Below are 20342 nucleotides of genomic sequence, written 5' to 3'. Positions count from 1 at the left end.
CGGATAGCCTGTCCGCATGGCAGCAACGGTGTTGCGGGTGTCGACGGTCCTCGAATCACGGGGCCCTGCAGCAGCAATTGTGCTCAGTGACGAACAGGTTGCGTCCCTCGGTTCCATCAAGACTCCGCCGGTTCGGTTCACGATCGGTGGTCGGACGGTGCGCGGTCGCATCGGACGCATGGGCGGCGAGAATCTGCTCGGACTCAACAAGAGCGTTCGCGCCACACTCGGCGTGGAAGCCGGCGACACCGTCGACGTGACGATCGAATTGGACGACCAGCCGCAGGTGATCGAGGTACCGCCGGCGCTGGCGACAGCTCTGGACGCGGATCCCGCCGTCCGAGCAGCGTTCGATGCGCTCGCACCGTCGACGCGAAAAGAACACGCCCGCTCCGTCGCCGACGCGAAACGCGACGACACCCGCGAGCGGCGTATCACGGCAATCGTCCAATCCCTTCGGCCCTGAAGCGACCTGCTGCCTGCCGGGAGAGCGCCACAGGCAGCGGTGCGAACTCAGCGTGACACCACTAGGGCTTGACGTGACACCATTGTGGTGTCACTCTTGATGCATGGAACTTGGGCAGTACGTCAACGACCTCCAACGTCGGTTGGTCGAGTCGGCAGCAACCGGGGACGAGAACACTCGTGCTGCTGCTGAACGACTCGTCGACGGCATGGATGCGGCGACGCGTCTGGTGATGCTCGACGTGCTGTCGGCCGCGGTAGGAGACATCAACCGCGACCTTGCCCCTGGTTCCGTGGACATCAGGCTCCGTGGACGCGAGATCGAATTCGTCGTGGCGGCACCTGTCTCGGAACCGGAAGACGACGAACAAACCCCTCCCAGCATCGAACTGGACGACACGAGCACATCCCGCACCACTCTTCGACTGCCGGACGCGCTCAAATTGCGGGTGGACGAGGCCGCGGCGTCGGACGGTATGTCGGTGAACACCTGGTTGGTGCGAGCCGTCGCCACCGCTCTTCAACCCAAGCAGCGCCGTGCCGCGCAACGAACGGTTCGTACCGGGGACAACTTTGCCGGCTGGGCGCGCTGATCGTCCGCTCCAACAAAGCTTTTCAGTAACTCTGCGCCGAGCAGAGTGTCACAACCATGCCCATAGGAGGCATCGCCATGCCCGAATTCGCTACTCCGACGCCGATCGACCTGGCCATCGATCTGCAGGTCGGGAGCATCGACGTCGTTGCGACAGAACGTGCCGACACCGTCGTGACCGTCACTCCCACCAACCCGTCCAAAGCCGTCGATCGTAAGGGGGCCGAGAACACCAAGGTCGACTTCGACGGCGAGCGCCTCACCGTCATCGGTCCCAAGGCCCGCATCAGCTTCTTCGGTCCGACTGAGTCCGTCGAGGTGAAAGTCGAGCTACCGCAGGGATCTCGACTCACTGCGGAGGTTGCAGTCGGCAGCCTACGCACCGTGGGCGATCTCGGTGCCGTGCGCATCAAGAGTTCCATGGGTCCGGTGGAAGTGGATTCGGCAGAGGACCTGTGGGTGCGCGCTGGGCACGGTAACGCGACAGTGGGTACGGCACTGGGCAATATCGACATCACTGCCGACCACGGCCAGATTCGACTCGGAACGGTCGTCGGTGATGCAGTGCTCAAGGCGTCGCACGGCTCGATCATGGTGCGGGAGTCGGGTACCGAACTCGACGCCAAGCTCTCCTACGGCGATCTCGATATCGAGAAGTCACTCGGCGGAGTGAGTGCGAAGACCGCGTACGGCAGCATCGCTCTCCACGAAGTGACCAGTGGCGCAATCCAAGTCGAGAGCGGATACGGACAGGTCACCGTCTGTGTGCGGCGCGGTGTGACCGCGTGGCTCGATCTGTCGTCGAAAGACGGACACGTTCGCAACGAACTCACGCCCGAAAGCGCACCCGACGAGACAGAAGAGAGCGTGTCGATTCGCGCTCGAACGCGATACGGCGACATTGCCGTCCGGCATGCACAGCACAGTTGACAGGCAAGGATCGGACATGGAAACACCCGCAATTCACGCCCGTGGTCTGCGAAAGTCATACGGCGACAAACGTGTACTCGACGGTGTCGACCTCACCGTCGACGCCGGCACCGTCACCGCTCTGCTCGGGTCCAACGGGGCAGGCAAGACCACAACCGTCCATATCCTGTCCACCCTCGTTGGGCCGGATGGTGGTACGGCAACAGTCGCAGGCTGCGACGTCGTCGGCAATCCTGACGGCGTTCGTGCAGCGATCGGTCTCACCGGTCAGTTCTCGGCGGTCGACAACCTCTTGACCGGCGAGGAAAACCTGATGCTGATGGCGAGACTCCGGCATCTGGGACCGAAGCGATCCAAGCCGCGCGTCGCAGACCTGCTCGAGCAGTTCGATCTGGTCGAGGCCGCTCGAAAGCCGTTGTCCACGTACTCGGGTGGCATGCGGCGACGGCTCGATCTTGCCATGACCCTCGTCGCCCCACCGCGCGTCATCTTCCTCGACGAGCCGACCACCGGCCTCGACCCCCGCAGCCGACGCACCATGTGGGATATCGTGCGATCCCTCGTCGCCGACGGCACCACCGTGCTGCTCACCACCCAATATCTCGACGAGGCAGACGAACTCGCAGATCGTGTCGCAGTACTCGACGGCGGCCGGATCGTCGCCGACGGTACCCCGGACGAACTGAAACGTCGCATACCTGGCGGCCACATTCGATTGCGCTTCGCCGACATCATGACGCTCGACGACGCAACCCGCGCATTCGGCGATGCGGTCGTCGACGCCGACGGTCTGGCGCTGTCGGTACCGACCGACGGAAGCGTCCGCACCCTGCAGGCCGTGTTGAGTCGGCTGGATGCGGCGGGCGTTGCGGCCGACGACCTCAGTATCCACACTCCGGACCTCGATGACGTGTTCATGGCACTGACCGGCCGGACCGACAGCAAGGTCGAATCATGACAACTGCAACGACATTCGCGATGAGTGATTCGATCACCATGCTCCGGCGCAGTCTTCTGCACATTCGGCGATATCCGGGCTTGACGATGTTCGTCATCGGCGCGCCAGTGGTGTTCCTGATGTTGTTCGTCTTCGTATTCGGAGGAACCCTGGGCGCAGGTTTGCCCGGTGTGGACCCAGACGCCGGACGGTCTGCATATCTGCCGTACGTGATGCCGGGCATCCTCGCCATGACGATTGCCGGTACAGCCGGTGGAACGGCGACCACCGTTGCCATGGACATGACGGAAGGCATCACCGCGCGCTTCCGAACGATGGCGATCTCGCGTGCAGCGGTTCTCGCGGGCCACGTTCTCGGCAACACGGTGCAAGCCGTTCTCGGAGTGGTGGTTGTGCTGGCAGTGGGAATTGCCGTCGGCTTTCGACCGAATGCCAATCCTCTGCAATGGTTCTCGATTCTGGGAATGGTGCTGCTCATCGCCTTCGCGATCAGTTGGCTCGCGGTGGCGATGGGTATGGCGTCGAAGTCGGTGGAGACCGCGAGCAACCTACCGATGCTGTTGCTGCTGTTGCCGTTTCTGGGAAGTGGGTTCGTTCCGACCGACACGATGCCATCGGGGCTGCGATGGTTCGCCGACTACCAACCGTTCACGTCCTTCGTCGAAACCCTGCGCGGACTGCTGACGGGGCAGCCGGTGGGCACGAATCTGCCACTGGCACTTGCCTGGTGCGCGGTGATCACAGTGGCGGGGTATGTCTGGTCGATGACAATCTACGAGAAGAAGTCGGTGCGGTAGGGTCATCGGTGGTTGGGTGTCGTCGTCACAAACGCGCACGCATTCGTCAGGTGCGCGCGATTCAGCTGGCGAACAGGTGACCAATACGCGAGCGTTTCGCAGACGCGCGCGCGTTTGCGGGGGCCGGCGGGCTCACACCACCGCAGCAGGCGTGCTCGACGCGATGGCCGCCGCCGGGCCGATCCCCGAGGACAGGCCAGCGAGAATGCCCACAGCCGAGGTGATGTCGGGAAGTGAGCGAGTGAATGGAATGCGCTGATGATCGTCGAAGGCGTATCCGGTTCCGAATCGCAGTCCGGGTGCCAGCAGCAAACCATGAGAGTGGGCTTCGGCGACGAGAGCACTCGATCGGATGCCGTCGGGAAGGGAGCACCACAACGCCAAGCCTCCGTCCGGTACTCGAAAGTGCCAGTCCGGCAGACGATCACGCATCAACGTGACGGTGTGGTCACGAGCAACTCTCGATGCCTCCGCGCGCACCCGACGAACCTCGTCGTACTTGCCCATCAACTCGACCGCAGCCAGCTGATCGATGACGGACACCGAAAGTTGGCGTCGCGCATAGGTTGCGGCGATTCTCGCCAACAGACCTGCTTCGGCGCGAACCCAGCCGACTCGCAACCCACCCCACACCGTTTTGCTCGTGGACCCGATCGTCACCGTCGCAACATCCGGGGTGGCCGCCCCGAAAGGTTCGATGTCGGGCGACCCGTCGAGGGACAGGTCCGCTGCTACCTCGTCGACGATGGTCAGTATTGCGTGCCGGTGCATGGTGGCCGACAGCTGTCGGCGGGTGCGGAGGGGGAGTCGCGCACCGGATGGATTGGAGAAGTCGGGCATGTAGTACGCCAGCGTGGGGGCGCTCTGTCGAGCGGCCCGATCTGCTGATGCCACGAATTCGTCGGTGTTGTCGGGGTCGATGGGCACCGGGATGCATCGGCCACCGAGGGAGTGGACGAGTTCGACGACACCGGGATATGTCGGGTGCTCGACCAATACCCGGGCACCCGGCTCGGTGAACGTCGCCAACACAGCGTGGATGGCGTCGGTGGCACCGGAGGTGACGAGAATGTTCTCCGCGGTGGTCGGCATTCCCCGTCCTCGGTAGTACGCGGCAATCGACTCGCGGAGCTCGTACAGACCGAGTGGGGCGTACCCGCCCAAGGGAAACCGGTCTCGAATCTTCTCCGCCGCAACGCCGTACGCATCGGACAGCATGGGCGACGCAGAGGGGGACGCGTTGACGAACTCCAGGTTTGCAGTCTCCCGATCGCCGGCGAGCGAACCCCACGACGGCAGCGAACCGGTAGGCGAAACGTAGGTGCCCGACCCGCGTTGGGCACTGATCCACCCGCCGTCACGAAGATGCTTGTAGGCCGACGCGACCGTGACCCGACTGACATCGAGACTGATCGACAGCGCCCGCTCGGCGGGCAACCGCGTCTGAGCCGACACCTCGCCGTTCTCGATCAACCGCCGTAACTCGTCGGCGATCTCGAGGTAGAGCGGACCGCCGGATCTGTTCCGCAACGTCGACGGGTCGATCCGTGCTGCCAACTCCGGGGCCGAGATCGCCGTTGCGTCGAAAGGATCCATACAGGCCACTCTCGCACACTGGACTGCACTATTCGACGAAAAACCAGTCCATTGTGGTCCCATGATCGCAATTGGAGCTGTTATGGCCTTATCCGTCATCGGAGCAGGGTGGACCGTGGTCGCACTACGCGAGGGCGGGCGATGCGGGCCTGCCGGGCCGCCGCGGAGTCGTGTTCGGTCCGACTGACTTTCGTTCGTCGCGCGGCCTGCCTCAGTGGGTCGGTGCAGAACCTCTGACGATGCAGCGAAACCCGATGTGGGACATCCCGGAGTCGACGGGTTGCGCCTGCCGAGCTGCGGGACGATAACGGCGGCAATAGTTCTCGGCGCAGAGGTGGGATCCGCCTTTGATGACCCGACGCGAGATGGTCCCGGCGGGATTACTCGGATCGTGGCTGCCCTCGGCCGACGCGACCCGCGGATCGACTGCCGGTCCGCAGCAGGCATGGGTGGCGGTCTCGCTGTGGTCGGTGCGGTAGAAGTCCGCCGTCCACTCCCATACGTTTCCGGTGACGTCGTACAGGCCGTAGCCGTTGGGCGGATACGAACGCACGGCCGTGGTCCTACGATCGGCGACCGGTTTGAGGTTCTGCCAGGGAAACTCCCCGATCCAGTAGTTGGCCAACTGTGTACCCATCGGTGCCAGTTGGTCTCCCCATGCATAGGGCGCGCCGTTCAACCCGCCGCGCGCCGCGCGTTCCCACTCGGCCTCGGTGGGTAGTTCCTTGCCCGCCCACTGTGCGTAGGCGTGCACGTCCTCCCAGCTCACATGCGTGACCGGATGCAGTTCGCGCCCGTCTATACCGGACCCGGGGCCCTCCGGATGCGCCCAGTTCGCGCCCGGGATCAGCCGCCACCAGCCCTGCCAATTCGTCAGATCCACCGGGCCCTGCGTCGGGGTGAATACCAGCGAACTCGGCACCAGACGCGTTGGATCCGCATCCGGATAGTCCGCCGGATCCATCGGCCGCTCCGCCACCGTCACGTACCCGGTGGCTTTGACGAACCGTCTGAACTGGGTGACGGTCACCGGAGTCTCGTCCGCCCAGAAACCCTCGACGGTCACCTCGTGAACGGGCGCCTCCTCGGGATAGTCGGCCCAGTCCGACCCCATCCGAAACTGGCCGCCGGGCACCCACTGCATGCGAGGGAAAGGTGGGGCACTCATGGCGGCGATCGTACACATTGCTGGGGAATCGCATTGCGCTGTCACGGAATTGAACGGGTTCTGTTGACCTCGCACGCGTGATCGTCGCTCGGCCCTATCCGATTGCGCACCGCCACCCCTTCGCAGACGCGCGCGCGTTTGCCGAACGCGAGCGGTTTCGCGTCACCAATGTGCGCGCGTATGGCGAATGCGCGCGCGTTTGCGCCGCCCCGGCCCGCCGGCGACACCCAGGCCACGGCCGCAGTACTCATCAGTAGCGGAACGTGATGCTTGCCACTTCTCCACACCGCTGTTATCTTGGAAACACATTCCATCAGATGGAATCGTTCATGGAATTCAGAGGAGTGGACAGTGGCATCTCGTTCCAACGAAGTACCCGTCGCGATCTCGGGTGGGGGGCCGGTGGGGATGGCGTTGGCCATCGATCTCGCCCTTCGCGGTATCCCGAGCGTGCTGTTCGAGAAGCGTTCGGAGGAGGAACGGATCGTCGCACGCGCCAATATGACCAACGTTCGCTCCATGGAGCACTTCCGACGCTGGGGCATCGCAGATGCACTGCGCGACAACGATCCTGTGAGTCCATTGGTCTACCGTGACGTTGCCTTCGTGACCCGTCTGACCGGTCATGAGGTTTTGAGGTTTCCCCGCGCATACGAGTGGTCGGAGCGGCTACCCATCGCGTCCGAGGTCGCGGAATGGGCCCCGAACGAGGCGATCGAGAAGACGCTGCGGGACCGCGTGAAGTCCCTTCCTCTCATCGATCTGCGCTTCGAGAACGAAGTGAAGAGATTCGAGCAGAACGACCACGGGGTGACCGTCACCGTTGCCACCCCGGACGGCGAACAGACGCTGCTGGCGCAGTACATGGTGGTCTCCGAGGGCAGTCGCAGCCGACTCCGTCGTGACGGCCTCAACGTGCGAATGGAAGGTCATCCCAACCTCGCACGCAGCTTCCTGTGGCACATCAAGGCTCCGGCACTGGCCGAGCTGTGGAAGGCCACTCCGATGGCCTCGATGCTGCTGTTCTACAACGAGGACCGTGCCGGCGACAGTCTGGTGCCGCAGTCGGGCACCGATCACTGGGCCTACTTCTGCTCGCCCGTACCCGAGGACGTCGATGGTGACGACTGGGAAGCCTGCCGCGCCATGCTCTTTCGCGCGATCGGCGAGGAATTCGAGGTCGAGCCACTCGCGGGCGGTACCTTCATCACGCACTCGATCCAGGCACCTCGATTCGACTTCGGCCGCGTACTGCTGGCCGGCGACTCGGCACACATGGTCTCACCGATGGGCGGATTCGGCATGAACATCGGTATCGGTGACGCCGCCGACCTGGGTTGGAAACTCGCCGCGTTGATCGACGGTTGGGGCGGTCCCCTCATGCTCCCGAGCTACAGCATCGAACGCGGTGAAGCGGCGCGCTTCATCCTCGCCGGTTGCGAGAGCAATCAGGCCGTCGGCTCCCGCGAGCTGGTGCGCGACGGCATCGAGGACGACGGCCCCGTCGGTGAAGCGATCCGCGCCCAGGTGGCCGAGGACATCGCGATCCAAAAGGCCCGTCAGTTCAAGCGAATGGGCGGCCAACTCGGCTACCGCTACTCGTCGTCTCCCATCATCTACCGCGACGGAACCGACCAACCTGCACCGTCTTTCGAGGACTACGTACCGTCGTCCTATCCCGGAAATCGTGCACCGCATCATTGGCTCGCGGACGGCTCGTCGCTGTACGACCACCTGGGGAACGGCTTCACGCTCCTTGTGCTCGGCGACGTCGAACACGGCGCTCTCACCGATGCTGCGGCAGAACGCAACGTGCCACTGCAGATCCTCACCGTCGAGGATCCCGACCTCACCGATCTGTGTGAATTGTATTCCGCCGGAGCGACATTGATCCGTTCGGATCACCATGTCGCGTGGCGCGGCGACGCGCTTCCCGACGATCTCGACCATCTGCTCGACGTCGTCACCGGATCGGTCTCGTTCATCTGAACTGCCAGGCCCTTCAATTCCCATCCACCACATCACCGAAAGGCTCACTCTCATGCCCAAAGTCACCCGTCTAGGCCACGTCGGACTGTTCGTCTCCGACCCCGAGATCATGATGGAGTTCTACTCGACATTCCTCGGAATGACCGTCACCGACCGCGACGAACGCCGCGTCTTTCTGAGTTCGCGGCCGTCGGAGGAGCACCACGAGATTCTGCTCGCGAAGAACCTCGAACGCCACACCGATCCGCAGCAGCTCTCGTTCGTCGTCGATTCGTTGGCCGACCTGCGTGCGTTCTATGCCCAGATCGTGGAGCGCAAGTACGACATCGACCACATCAGCAATCACGGCAATGCGCTCGGTTGCTACTTCCGCGACCCCGAGGGAAACCGAGTGGAGGTCTACTGGCACACCGGAATCGAATGGCCGCAGCCGTTCAGTGAGCCCATCGATCTCTCGCTGTCGGAGGAGGAGTTGCGCAGCCGCCTCGACGAGATGGTCGCGGCGTAGGAAACCCGGCCGGGACCGCGGAGGAGAAGAGCGTTGAAAGAAGGAATGATCGCCGAGGTGGTTGCGTTCAGCGGCCACAACGGCGACCGCATCGAGGGCTATTCGGCTCGCCCGACCGCTGCCGAGCCGGTGGGCAGCGTCGTCGTGCTGCACCACGCACCCGGGCTCGACTTCTGGTGCAAAGAGGTGGTCCGACGGTTCGCCGAGTGTGGATACGCGGCCCTCGCGCCGAATCTCTATCACCGCCGCGGTCCCGGGCACTGGGCCGAGGTCGCTGCGGCGGCCCGGGCCGAGGGATTGGGAAAGGCCATGCCCAACGACCAGGTGATGGGCGACATCGCCGGGGCCACCGACTACGTGAAATCGCAGCCCGGATCCAACGGCAAGGCCGGGGTGATCGGATTCTGCTCCGGCGGACGGCAGGCCTTCCTCGCGGCGTGCGACGTACCGGCGTTGGACGCCGCCGTCGACTGCTGGGGAGGAAGCATCGTGCCGCAGGCTCCCGATCCGACGAAGCCGAACGCCCCCTCGCGGGGAGTCATTCATCGGGCTCCGGACATGTCAGCTCCGCTGTTGGGGATCTTCGGGAACGACGACACCAATCCGGATCCGACGCAGGTCGACGACATCGAACGTGAGCTGACCAGGCTCGGCAAAGAATTCGAGTTTCATCGTTACGACGGTGCGGGACATGGGTTCTTCGCTACCGACCATCCGCATTACCAGCAGGCACAGGCGGTGGACGGCTGGAAGAAGGTCTTCGCCTTCTTCGATGTGCATCTGCAGTCCGACGCATCCTGATCGACTGTCAGGCGAGGGTCGAAACGCACAGAAAACCCGAAGGTATTGAGGGTTGTGTGATGGCCCTCACATCGCTAGTCTCGATTCCGTACCTCGGAATCGCATTCCACGAAGGCCACGCGAGTAGTCCACGAGACCGCGTGAGCACCCCGCACGCGCTCTCGAAGGAAGAACCCCAATGTCTCTCACTCCCTCCCGTCCCACCAGGGCCGGGTCGAAGTCCGCGAAGTTGATGGTCATCGCGGCAACCATGTCGGCCGTGCTCGCCGGCTGCGCCGCCGAAGCGGCATCACCGACCGGCACCGCCACCGGCGGCTCGACGGCCGTAGCAACGGACCAGACCAACACCTCGGCTGTCACCGACCTGGTCGACTACACCGGAGGAACTGCAGGCGCAGCCGATCAGAGCCTCGAACCCGTCACCATCGGATGGGTCAATCAGCAGGGCGGTGCCCTCGGATTCCCGGCCGCCACCGACGGTGCCGAGGCTGCCGTGAAGTACGTGAACGAGAACCTCGGCGGTATCGACGGCCATCCGCTGAAGCTCGAGACGTGCTTCGTGGTCGAGAACGAGCAGGACGGCAACAGTTGCGGCCTGCAGCTGGTCAACGATCCGGACGTTCGGACCGTGCTGTTCGGCTCGACCATCACCGGCAATCAGTCGTTCCTGGCGGTCAACAAGGGGCAGAAGCCGATCCTGATGGCCAACTCCATCAGCTCCACCGACGCTCAGAGCGACAACGTCTTCATCTACAACGGCAACCCGTCGTCGATCTTCCGCGGACTGACGACCTACCTGGACACCGTGGTCGGCGCGAAGTCGGTGGCGCTGATCTACCCGCAGAACGCTCAAAGTGCGGACGGTGCAAAGGTTCTGCAGACTGCACTCGATTCGGTCGGCATCGAGGTCAAGGCCGTCGGCTTCGACCCGTCGACCACCAACCTCACCGCGGCAGCAGTGGCCTCGGGGGCATCGGACGCCGATGCCATCGTGCCGCTCGTCTCGACTCCGCCGACCTGCGTGGCCGCGGCCAAGGCTCTCGACACGCTGGCCGTGACGGCCCCCATCATCGGAGCCGGCTCCTTCTGCTTCACCGACCAGGTGGCGCAGGGACTCGGCGGCGACGCACCGAAGTGGCAGCAGATCTCCACCCAGACCAACGTCGCCGACATGAGCCAGCCCGACGTCCAGTCGTACATCGAGGCCTCGACAACCGCCGGACTGTCCGAGACGTCCCAGGCCACTCCCGACGCCGCCCTCGCATGGGGGCTGGTCGCCACAGCGACCCGATTCCTCAATGCTGCAGGCGGTTCCGAAGCAACCGCGCCGGCGATCGCCGAACAGGCGAAGTCTTTCACCGGCCCACTGCTGTTGGGTAGCGCCACCGTCGCCTGCGGCGCGAACACCGCCGAGCCGGGCCTGTGCGGTGCCCAGACTCGAGTCTTCGAATACACCGGCAACGGCTCGTACACCGCGCTCACCGACTGGCTCGAACCATCGGGCTCCTGACACATCGATCTCCGACAGCCCCCACACTCTCGAGAAAGAAGACCATCATGACCGCTGTAGCCAACGACACCGTCGAACATTCCAGCCCCGCGTCGAGTCCGGAAGTCCTCATCGAACGAGCACGATCGTTCCGTGATCACTTGCTCGCAGAACAGGATTCGACGGACGCTCGCGGCACCTACTCGCCCGAGACGCACGAGTTGTTCAAGGAGGCTGGCTTCTACCGCACCTTGCTCCCACAGCGTTTCGGTGGGCTCGAATACGACGTCACCTCGTTCGTCAGGATGATCATCGAAATCGCCCGCGGCTGCCCGGGTTCGGGCTGGTGCCTGTGCCTTGCCTCCGGTCACGGACTGCAGATCGGTGGATTGTTCGACGAGAAGGCGCAAGCCGAGGCGATCGGACCCGGCGGGGACTTCGCAGCCCCGATGCGCGGCGTGCCGATGGGCACCGCGACGCTGCAGGACGACGGTCGCTGGAGCGTCGACGGAACCTGGGACTACTGCTCGGGATCGCCCTACTCGACCCACGCCATTCTCGCGGTGCGGCTCGTCGAGGGCGGCGAGAAGACCGGCCAGGGATTGGCTCTCGTTCCGCGCAACGGCTGGATCCTGCAGGACGATTGGAAAGAGCGCGCGTTCGGTATGCGCGGCAGCGGCTCGAACAGCATCACCGTCACCGGCACCGCGGTGCCGGAGGAGAACGTGGTGCGCGGCAGCCTGCTGCAGTTCCGCGGCGGACTGAAGACTCCCGGTTACGAGCTGCACGGCAATCCGATGTATGCAGGCCATCCCATGGGCTACCTGCAGCTCGAGATCACCTCGGTACTCGTGGGCTGCGCCTGGGCCGCGCTCGACGAATACGAGCGCATCCTGCGGACCAAGAAGACCATGGGCCCCAACCCACTTCCGCGCTTCACGTCCCCGGATTTCCAGCGCTACTGGGGCGTCGCGGCCGGCAAGATCCGTGCGGCCGAGGACATTCTGGTGAAGATGAGCCAGCACTACTCCGAGCTGTGCGCGTCGTCGGTACAGGACGGCGGCGAGTTCGAGCCCGAGGACCTGATGAACATCAACGCCAGCACCCACCACGCCGTCAACCTCGCCTGGGAAGCCGTCGAGTTGCTGTTCCGTACCTCGGGAACCAGCGAAGGCGGCCGAAACGGCTCACGCATGCAGCGTTACTACCGCGACATGTCCACGGCGCGAACCAATGTGGGCCTGCAGTGGGAGACCTTCGCGCAGATGTTCGCCCAGGAGCACTTCGATCTCTCGCCGGCACCGCTCGCGTGATGGCCTGGCCCACGATTCGACTCGGGCGGGCGTAGCGCATGGATACCGTCTTCCTGTTCGCTCTGCTCGGGTTGGGTACCGGCGCACTGATCGCGATGATCGCGGTCGGCGTCGTACTCAGCTGGCGCGGTAGCGGAACGATCAACATCGCGGCCGGTGCCGTGGTCATGGTCGCCGGCTACCTCTTCTGGTCCCTGCGCACCGGGTTCTTCGCCCCCGCATTGACCACTCCCGCAGCAATAGTCGTCACGCTGCTGGCGATGGCTCTGCTCGCCGTCATGGTCGAGTTCGCCGCCGTCAAACCGCTCAGATCCGCCTCGCCGCTCGCCAAACTCGTCGCGTCCATCGGCGTATTGCTGCTGCTGCAAGCGGTGGTCCAGCTCGTGTTCGGCACCGCTCCGCTCAACAGCCCAGCGGTATTGACCGACTCGGTCGTCGAGGTCGGCGGCGTGACAGTGCCGGTGGCACAACTGATTCTGGCCGCAGTGGTCGTCCTGATCTCGACGGCACTGGCGGCGCTCTACCGCTTCACCCGCTTCGGTATCGCTACCCGCGCGGCGTCGGAGAGCGAGCGTTCGGCCGTACTGGCCGGGTTGTCGCCGTCGTCGATCTCGCTGGCCAACTCCGTACTCGCCTATGTCACGGCCGGCTTCGTCGGCATCCTGGCCGCCTCCATCGTCGGAGTCAGCGCCTCGACGCTGCCGCTGCTGGTGATCCCGGCCTTGGCCGCTGCGTTGTTCGCGGGGTTCAGCTCGATCGGAATTGCCTGCGCAGCAGGTCTTCTCATCGGGATGGCCGAGTCGCTGCTGTCCTACGCCTCGACCATGGCCTGGTTCCCGACACAGGACGGAATCACCCCACCCGGGTTGCAGCAGCTCGCAGAGTTCCTGCTGATCGTCATCGCACTGTGGTGGAAGGGTTCGACACTGCCGCAGCGCGGCGAATTCGTCGGACGCTCGCTTCCGGCGGTACCCCGTCAGGAGCACCTGCTGCGCCGCGTCGGCCCGGTCTTCGTCGTCGGAGCGATCGCACTGCTCGTCCTGCCCGCGGACCTACGCCAGGCCATCACGACCGGCCTCGTCGCGACCGTCCTGTGCCTGTCGTTCATCGTCATCATGGGATACGTCGGGCAGCTGTCGGTGGTGCAACTCGCGCTCGCCGGGTTCGCCGCGTTCGCGGTGTCGCGGCTCGGTACCGAATTCGGTCTCGGCTTCCCGGCCGCCCCGATCATCGCCGTTCTCGCGGCAACGGCACTGGGCGTGGGGATCGGAGCCGCGGCCCTGAGAGTGCGCGGAGTGACCCTGGTGGTGGTAACCCTCGCCGCCGCCGTGGCGATCGAACAATTCGTGTTCGCCAACTCCGAGTGGGGTGGAGGACAGACCGGGGCACCCGTGGCCTCACCCACGCTGTTCGGATTCAACTTCGGACCCGACTCGGGTCTGCGCGGACTGGACGGCGCACTACCGAGCCCGGTGTTCGGACTCGTCGCGCTGGTGGTCGCAACCCTCGCGTACATGGGCGTGGTCTACCTGCGCAACAGCGACCTCGGTCGTCAGATGTTGGCCATCCGCTCCAACGAACGTGCCGCAGCCGCAGCCGGAGTCAACGTGAGAACGGTCAAGATCGTCGCCTTCGGCATCACCTCGGCACTGGCCGGAGTGGCGGGTGTGATGTACGCCTACCAGTTCGGCACCGTCTCGGCGAACAGCTACGGGATCTCCGTCGCTCTGACCCTGGTGGCGAGTGTCTACGTACTCGGCGTGACCCTGCCGCAGGGAGCCGTGCTGGCGGGCTTCGGAGCGATCGGCTCGGTGATACCGCTGCTCCTCCAGAAATACGTGCTCCCCGCAGACCACATCTCCCTGTACGTCCAGCTGCTCATCGGCGGAGGTCTGCTGCTCCAACTGCGGTTCTTCCCGGACGGCCTGCTCGTGTCGAGGTCGATCAAGAAGGAACGCAAAACGACCGGCATCGACACCCTCGTGCCGGAACTGCCACGGATGAAGAGCGTACGAACATGACCACCAACGTTCTCGAAGCACACGACATCGAAGTACGGTTCGGCGGAGTCCACGCGTTGCGCGGAGTCGACCTGCAGGTACGCCCCGGCCAGATCGTCGGCCTGATCGGACCCAACGGAGCAGGCAAGACCACCTTCGTCGACGCCATCACCGGATTCGTCCCGGCCGGTGGGTCCATCGAGATCGGCGGCCGCAACGTCAGCGGCCTGCGGCCCCACGCACGAGTGCGGGAGGGGCTGTGCCGCACCTGGCAGGCCGTCGAACTCTTCGACGACCTGACGGTGGCGGAGAACCTCGCCGTGGCCTCACGCCAACCCACCGTGAAGTCGACGATCGCCGGCATGTTCGGCCACGGCATCGACGATATCGCGGGCGCGACAAAGACTCTCGACGACGTCGGAATCGGCCATCTGGCCAGGGCGCTGCCCACCGAACTCTCCGAGGGCCAACGCAAACTCGTCGGAATCGCCAGGGCGCTGGCGTCCAAGCCGGCGATTCTGTGCCTGGATGAGCCGGCCGCCGGCCTTGACACGACCGAAAGCTCCTTTCTCGGAAAGCAATTGCGCAGCCTGGGCGATCACGGAACGCCGATGTTGCTGATCGACCACGACATCTCGTTCGTGTTCGGCACCTGTGACTACGTCGTCGTCCTCGAATTCGGTCAGGTGATAGCCCAGGGACTCCCGCACGTCGTGCGATCCGACCCCCGCGTCATCTCGGCCTATCTCGGTCACGACGTCGCCCCGGCCGGAAAGGATCGGACATGAGCGCGGTTCTGAGCGTCGATCACCTCTCGGCCGGCTACCAGCGATCGGTTGTGGTCCGAGACATCCGCATCGAGGTCGGGACGGGCGAGGTCGTGGCCCTGCTCGGGCCCAACGGAGCAGGCAAGACCACCACTCTCAAAGCAGTCTCGGGGCTGGTGCGTTCGTTCGAGGGCGGAGTGAGCCTGCTGGGTGAGAACCTCGCGGCACTGTCACCGACCAACCGGGCGCGCCGCGGCATCGCACACGTGCCCGAGGACCGAGGGCTGTTCTTCGGTCTGACCGTCGCCGAACACTTCAAATTGCGCAGGCGCGGTGAGACTCTCGACGCAGACCTCGCCTTCGACTACTTCCCGGCGCTCACGTCGCTGAGCAACCGGCTCGCAGGAGTTCTCTCGGGAGGCGAGCAGCAGATGTTGGCCGTGGGCCGAGCACTTGCCCGCAAGCCGGCACTGCTGCTGCTCGACGAACTCAGCCTCGGGCTCGCGCCGGTCATCGTGCAAGCACTGCTGCCGGTGATCCGTCGGTTCGCCGACGACACCGGCTGCGGCGTCCTGCTCGTCGAGCAGCACGTGGAGCTCGCACTCGGAATCTCGGACCGGGCCTACCTGATGGCTCACGGCGACATCTCGGCCGGACACGACGCCCGAGTACTGCTGCAGGACAAGGGGCTGGTCCGAGCCAGCTACCTGGGCGGAGACCAATGGGACGCAAGCGAAGCGGACCTGGCGACAACAACCACCACAGAAGGAGAGAAATGAAAATAGGAATCATCGGAGCCGGACGGATGGGTCAGGCATTGGCCGGACTGTTCACCCGGGCCGGACACGACGTCATCCTCAGCAACTCGCGCGGCCCGGAATCGTTGGCGGACATCGTCGACGAGTTCAACGGACACTGCTCCGCGGGAACGGTGCAGGAGGCAGTCGACAGCACCGACCTCGTCTTCCTCGCCACCCCGTGGGGCAAGACCGCCGCGGCCGTCTCGGTCGTCGAGAACTGGGACGGCAAGATCGTCGTCGACACGACGAACAACCGAACCGCGCCCGGCCCGCAGGGAGTCATCGACATCGGCGGCCGAATCTCGAGCGAGGTGGTCGCCGAGTACGTACCGGGCGCGCGAGTGGTCAAGGCGCTCAACGTCACTCCCATCCACATCATGGCGACCACACTGTCGGCCGGAGCCCATCCTCAGCACGCGGTCTACATGGCAGGCGACGACGACGACGCGAAGAAGCTGGTGACGGATCTTCTCGCGACCATCGGCGGAGTCGCCATCGACACGGGCGATCTACACACCGGCGGAGCGCTCCAAGGGATGGGCGGTGCGCTGCCGGGCGACATGGACATGCTCAGCGTCCCCGCCGCCGAGGCCAAACTCGCTGCAGCCAAGAGCTAGACCAACCAACACAATTCGAGGAGAACACCATGACCATCGTTCAGTTGAGCAAGACGACCACCCTCACCGCCAAGGCCGACGAGGTCTGGTCCTTCGTCAGCGACTTCGGTGGCTACGCCTCCTGGCAGCCGCACATCGACGCCGTGGAGATGCAGGCCGACGGTAGCCGCAAGGTCGACTTCTCCCGCGGCGACTCGGTATTCGACCGCATCGCGGCCCAGGACGACGCCGCCCGATCGCTCACCTACGAGTTGGTGCCGGGCCAGCCGGGACCGATGCAGCACCTCGCGGCCACCTTCACCGTGCGTGAAGCAGGCGACGGTTCCGAGGTGGAATACGCCATCGAGGCCGACGTGCCCGAGGAGATGCAGGACGGTGCCCGCGTCGGAATCGGAGCGGACATCGACGGCGCTCTCGACGGCCTGAACAGCAAATTCGGTGGCTGACGACGCCCCCGTCGCACTGGTGACCGGGGGAGCGGGATTCATCGGATCGGCTGTCGTCGACCAGCTCCGCGCCTCCGGCCACCACGTGGTGGCACTCGACCTACACGGCGATCCGGCGGTCGACCTGTCCGACGAACACGCCGTGCGCGCAGCCGCACGGGCAGTGCTCGCCGAACACGGCCGCGTCGACGTCCTCGTCCACGCCGGGGTCTCGTTCCAGCGTGCGACTCTTGCCGATCTGGATGCCGAGGTGCTGCGCAACGTCATGGCCGTCAACGTCGAAGCGCCGCTGTGGCTGGTCCAGGAGCTCGAACCGGGGATGACCGAGCGGGGTTTCGGACGCGTGGTGTTCCTCGTGTCCGACACCTTCTTCGATCCACCGCCGGTGTCGGACATGCTGCCGTACATCGCCAGCAAGGGCGCGCTCATCGGTGCGTCACGCTCGCTGGCGCGCTCCCTCGGCGCGTCGGGCATCACGGTGAACTGCGTTGCACCGGGTCTGACGCCACCGCCGGTCGGCGGCATGGAACAGCACGTCAAGGACGACGTGCTGCGCAGGCAGGCACTTCCGCGTCCACTGGTCCCCGACGACGTGGCCAACGTCGTCGCGTTCCTGGTGCGGCCGGAGAGTCAGGCCATCACCGGTCAGACGCTGTGCCCCGACGGTGGGCTGGTGTTGCTGTGACGTCCCATGTGGCGGTGCGGGCCGGTAAACGGATGTCGGCCGAAGAGGCCGTCGCGGACATTCCCCACGGCGCGAGCATCGGCGTCGGGGGATTCGGCACCGCCGGAGTGCCGTGGGCGTTGGTGCGAGCACTGCGTGCCCAGGGTGCCTCCGGCCTGACCGTCGTGGCGAACAACTGTGGGGTCAACGGTGCCGGTCTGGCTCTGCTGCTGCACGATCGCCGCATCGACCGGGTGATCGCGTCGTACATCGGATCGAACGAAGAGTTCGCGCGGCAGTACATGAGCGGCGAGCTCGAGGTCGAGCTGACACCGCAGGGGACGTTGGCCGAGCGGCTGCGGGCCGGCGGGGCCGGCATCGCTGCCTTCTTCACCCCCACCGGCGTCGGCACCCTCGTCTCCGACGGCGGCATGGCGCATCGCTACAACTCGGCCGGGGACGTGGTGAAAGCGTCCGTTCCCAAAGAGATTCGCCGATTCGGACTCGGTGGCCGCGAGCGTGAGTACGTGCTCGAAGAGGGCATCGTGACGGACTACGCATTGGTTCGTGCCTCGGTGGCCGACACTGCGGGCAATGCGATATTCAGGGCCTCGGCGCAGAACTTCAACCCGGATGTGGCGATGGCCGGCCGCATCACCGTCGTCGAGGCCGAGCGCATCGTCGAACCCGGCGAGCTCGATCCCGACTCCGTTCAGCTCTCCGGCGTGTTCGTCCAGCGTGTGGTCGAAGTGCCGGACGAGGTGGTCGCATGACCGGCCTCGGCTGGGACCGGGACGAGATGGCGCGGCGGGCCGCGCAGGAACTACGTCCCGGCCAGAGCGTCAACCTCGGAATCGGTCTCCCCACCCGCCTGGCCAACCATCTGCCGTCCTCGCTCGGAGTGACCGTGCACAGCGAGAACGGAGTTTTGGCCGTTGGCCCCACACCGCTGCCGGATTGTCTGGACACCGACCTGATCAATGCCGGAACCGAACCGATCACGGTGCTCCCCGGTGCATCGTTCGTATCCTCGTCGACGTCGTTCGCCATGATCCGCGGCGGACACATCGACGTGACGGTTCTCGGTGCGATGGAGGTCTCGGCGACCGGCGACCTGGCCAACTGGATGGTGCCCGGTCACATGGTGCGGGGGATGGGCGGGGCCATGGACCTCGTTGCGGGTGCCGGCCGCGTCATCGTCGTCATGGAACACGCGGGCAAGGACGGCACTCCCAAACTGGTGCAGCAGTGCACCTTGCCGCTGACCGGACGCGCGGTGGTGGACCGCGTCGTCACCAATCTCGGCGTTCTGGATGTCACGCCACGAGGCTTCGCGTTGCGTGAAGTGGCTCCGGGGGTGACGATCCACGATGTGCGCCGACTGACGGGGGCGTCCGTGATGACGTGATGAGCCCGGCCACAGGGGCGTTGACCGGTGTGGTGACCGGGACGACTAGTAAGCTCACGTCCCATGGAGGCTTTGTGAACGAGCGCGAGAACCGAGACGCCGGCCACGTGCGTGCGGTGTCCCGGGCCACCCGCATCGTCACCGCCCTGGCCGAGCACCCCTACCCGCTGGGCATCGTCGAACTCGCCCAGTTCGTCCACCTGTCGCCGGCCAGCGTGCATCGCATCCTCGGCACCCTCGTCAGTGTCGGTTGGGTGGAACAGAATTCGCGCACCGCGAAGTACCGCCTCGGGATGCACGCCATCGGAATCGGCAGCGTCGGAATGGTCACCAATCCGGTACTGCACGACGCGCGGATGTACCTCTCGCGTCTGGCGGAATGGTCGGGCCACGATGCGGTGCTCAGCACTCTCGTGGGAGTCAAGGCCGTCCAGCTCTCGCGCGTAGCGGGAGCGCATACCGAGTTCATCGAATTCGAGCCCGGGCACCCGCAGCCCGCGTACGCCATGGCCGACGGCAAGCTTCTGCTGTCGTACATGCCGTACGAGCAGCGTCGCAACCTCTACGACAACGAGGGTCTGCGGCGATTCACACCGAACACGATCACCGATCCGGATGCCATGGAAGAGGAGTTCTCGCGCATCCAGGAACAGGGATACGCCGTCGACAACTTCGAACGGTTCGATACCGGTCGCGGGATCGCGGCCCCGGTCCTCGACGCCGATCGACGGCCCATCGCAGCGATGCTGTGCCTGGGCAAGATCGAGCCCGATCGTGATGCGGAGATCATTCAGCAGCTGCTCTCGTTGGCACGGGAGATGTCGGAACGGCTGCGCGCCGCGGGAGATCTGCCTGCGTCCGCTCTCGATATCGCAATGCCCGACATCGACTCGGGTCACTGATTTTCCCGAAACCTTTCTGACGCAACGGCGTCCGCGGCGCTCCGTCCTCCCCGAGGGTTGACGGCGGTGTCCGACGTCACGTAAAGTCGGTTGAAATACGATTCCATCAGACGGAATCAAAACGCGAATGGA

21 protein-coding genes are annotated in these 20342 nt (G+C 65.0%); 19 read left to right on the top strand and 2 right to left on the bottom strand.

Annotated features, from left to right (window positions below):
* Positions 1-16 precede the first annotated feature (16 nt).
* The 5 genes from CH294_RS05775 to CH294_RS05755 all read left to right on the top strand — a co-directional run bounded on the left by CH294_RS05775 (position 17) and on the right by CH294_RS05755 (position 3742).
* On the top strand, positions 17-466 hold the full coding sequence (locus CH294_RS05775; RefSeq protein ID WP_094737272.1) for a YdeI/OmpD-associated family protein: 450 nt from the start codon (positions 17-19) through the stop codon (positions 464-466).
* A 103-nt stretch (positions 467-569) separates the two neighbouring features.
* Positions 570-1058 (top strand): histidine kinase, encoded by a 489-nt coding sequence (locus CH294_RS05770; protein WP_094737271.1) that lies wholly within the window; start codon positions 570-572, stop codon positions 1056-1058.
* 77 nt (positions 1059-1135) lie between these two features.
* Positions 1136-1987, top strand: a complete 852-nt coding sequence (locus CH294_RS05765) for a DUF4097 family beta strand repeat-containing protein (RefSeq protein ID WP_094737270.1) — start codon at positions 1136-1138, stop codon at positions 1985-1987.
* Positions 1988-2003: 16 nt separating this feature from the next.
* Positions 2004-2945 carry an ATP-binding cassette domain-containing protein gene (locus tag CH294_RS05760; RefSeq protein WP_094702948.1) on the top strand — a complete coding sequence of 314 codons (942 nt, stop codon included), beginning with the start codon at positions 2004-2006 and terminating at the stop codon, positions 2943-2945.
* Positions 2942-3742, top strand: coding sequence for an ABC transporter permease (locus CH294_RS05755; protein ID WP_094737269.1), 801 nt, complete (start codon positions 2942-2944; stop codon positions 3740-3742). Before CH294_RS05760 ends, CH294_RS05755 begins: the two co-directional genes overlap by 4 nt.
* Before the next feature lie 132 nt (positions 3743-3874).
* On the opposite strand, the gene CH294_RS05750 is transcribed toward CH294_RS05755, so the two are convergent.
* Together CH294_RS05750 and CH294_RS05745 are read right to left on the bottom strand one after the other, a co-directional pair.
* Positions 3875-5338, bottom strand: a complete 1464-nt coding sequence (locus CH294_RS05750; RefSeq protein ID WP_094737268.1) for a PLP-dependent aminotransferase family protein — start codon at positions 5336-5338, stop codon at positions 3875-3877.
* Positions 5339-5549: 211 nt separating this feature from the next.
* Positions 5550-6506, bottom strand: a complete 957-nt coding sequence (locus CH294_RS05745; RefSeq protein ID WP_249305079.1) for a formylglycine-generating enzyme family protein — start codon at positions 6504-6506, stop codon at positions 5550-5552.
* A 351-nt stretch (positions 6507-6857) separates the two neighbouring features.
* Between CH294_RS05745 and CH294_RS05740 the strand changes: the two genes are divergently transcribed.
* From CH294_RS05740 to CH294_RS05675, 14 genes are all read left to right on the top strand, one after another.
* The gene (locus tag CH294_RS05740; protein ID WP_094737266.1) at positions 6858-8495 is read left to right on the top strand and encodes an FAD-dependent monooxygenase; all 1638 of its coding nucleotides are present in this window, start codon (positions 6858-6860) and stop codon (positions 8493-8495) included.
* Positions 8496-8547: 52 nt separating this feature from the next.
* Complete coding sequence (locus tag CH294_RS05735) at positions 8548-9003, top strand: VOC family protein (RefSeq protein ID WP_037193869.1); 456 nt, start codon at positions 8548-8550, stop codon at positions 9001-9003.
* Between the two features lie 33 nt (positions 9004-9036).
* Complete coding sequence (locus CH294_RS05730) at positions 9037-9804, top strand: dienelactone hydrolase family protein (protein WP_249305077.1); 768 nt, start codon at positions 9037-9039, stop codon at positions 9802-9804.
* A gap of 178 nt (positions 9805-9982) precedes the next feature.
* Positions 9983-11314, top strand: coding sequence for an ABC transporter substrate-binding protein (locus tag CH294_RS05725; RefSeq protein ID WP_052047933.1), 1332 nt, complete (start codon positions 9983-9985; stop codon positions 11312-11314).
* Positions 11315-11361: 47 nt separating this feature from the next.
* A complete protein-coding gene (locus CH294_RS05720) occupies positions 11362-12606 on the top strand; it encodes an acyl-CoA dehydrogenase family protein (RefSeq protein WP_094670309.1) in 1245 nt (414 codons plus the stop codon).
* Positions 12607-12644: 38 nt separating this feature from the next.
* Positions 12645-14627, top strand: coding sequence for an ABC transporter permease (locus tag CH294_RS05715; RefSeq protein ID WP_094737263.1), 1983 nt, complete (start codon positions 12645-12647; stop codon positions 14625-14627).
* Entirely contained in the window at positions 14624-15394 is a 771-nt protein-coding gene (locus CH294_RS05710; protein ID WP_094737262.1) for an ABC transporter ATP-binding protein, read from the top strand. Before CH294_RS05715 ends, CH294_RS05710 begins: the two co-directional genes overlap by 4 nt.
* Positions 15391-16152 carry an ATP-binding cassette domain-containing protein gene (locus CH294_RS05705; RefSeq protein ID WP_094737261.1) on the top strand — a complete coding sequence of 254 codons (762 nt, stop codon included), beginning with the start codon at positions 15391-15393 and terminating at the stop codon, positions 16150-16152. The genes CH294_RS05710 and CH294_RS05705 overlap by 4 nt, the downstream gene beginning before the upstream one ends.
* A complete protein-coding gene (locus tag CH294_RS05700) occupies positions 16149-16790 on the top strand; it encodes an NAD(P)-binding domain-containing protein (RefSeq protein WP_170944598.1) in 642 nt (213 codons plus the stop codon). Before CH294_RS05705 ends, CH294_RS05700 begins: the two co-directional genes overlap by 4 nt.
* A gap of 29 nt (positions 16791-16819) precedes the next feature.
* Positions 16820-17236: an SRPBCC family protein gene (locus tag CH294_RS05695; RefSeq protein ID WP_094630222.1), complete on the top strand. Its 417-nt coding sequence runs from the start codon at positions 16820-16822 to the stop codon at positions 17234-17236.
* Entirely contained in the window at positions 17229-17921 is a 693-nt protein-coding gene (locus CH294_RS05690) for an SDR family oxidoreductase (protein WP_094737260.1), read from the top strand. Before CH294_RS05695 ends, CH294_RS05690 begins: the two co-directional genes overlap by 8 nt.
* A 32-nt stretch (positions 17922-17953) precedes the next feature.
* The gene (locus tag CH294_RS05685; RefSeq protein ID WP_170944612.1) at positions 17954-18673 is read left to right on the top strand and encodes a CoA transferase subunit A; all 720 of its coding nucleotides are present in this window, start codon (positions 17954-17956) and stop codon (positions 18671-18673) included.
* Positions 18670-19308, top strand: coding sequence for a 3-oxoacid CoA-transferase subunit B (locus CH294_RS05680; RefSeq protein WP_094630225.1), 639 nt, complete (start codon positions 18670-18672; stop codon positions 19306-19308). The genes CH294_RS05685 and CH294_RS05680 overlap by 4 nt, the downstream gene beginning before the upstream one ends.
* A gap of 74 nt (positions 19309-19382) precedes the next feature.
* Positions 19383-20210 carry an IclR family transcriptional regulator gene (locus tag CH294_RS05675; protein ID WP_170944597.1) on the top strand — a complete coding sequence of 276 codons (828 nt, stop codon included), beginning with the start codon at positions 19383-19385 and terminating at the stop codon, positions 20208-20210.
* Positions 20211-20342: the final 132 nt, after the last annotated feature.

Origin of the sequence: Rhodococcus sp. 14-2483-1-1 (assembly GCF_002259335.1) — a bacterium.
Classification (GTDB): Bacteria; Actinomycetota; Actinomycetes; order Mycobacteriales; family Mycobacteriaceae; genus Rhodococcoides.
The sequence above is the reverse complement of the archived record's forward strand: the minus strand, read 5'-3'. Positions and strand labels throughout refer to the sequence as shown.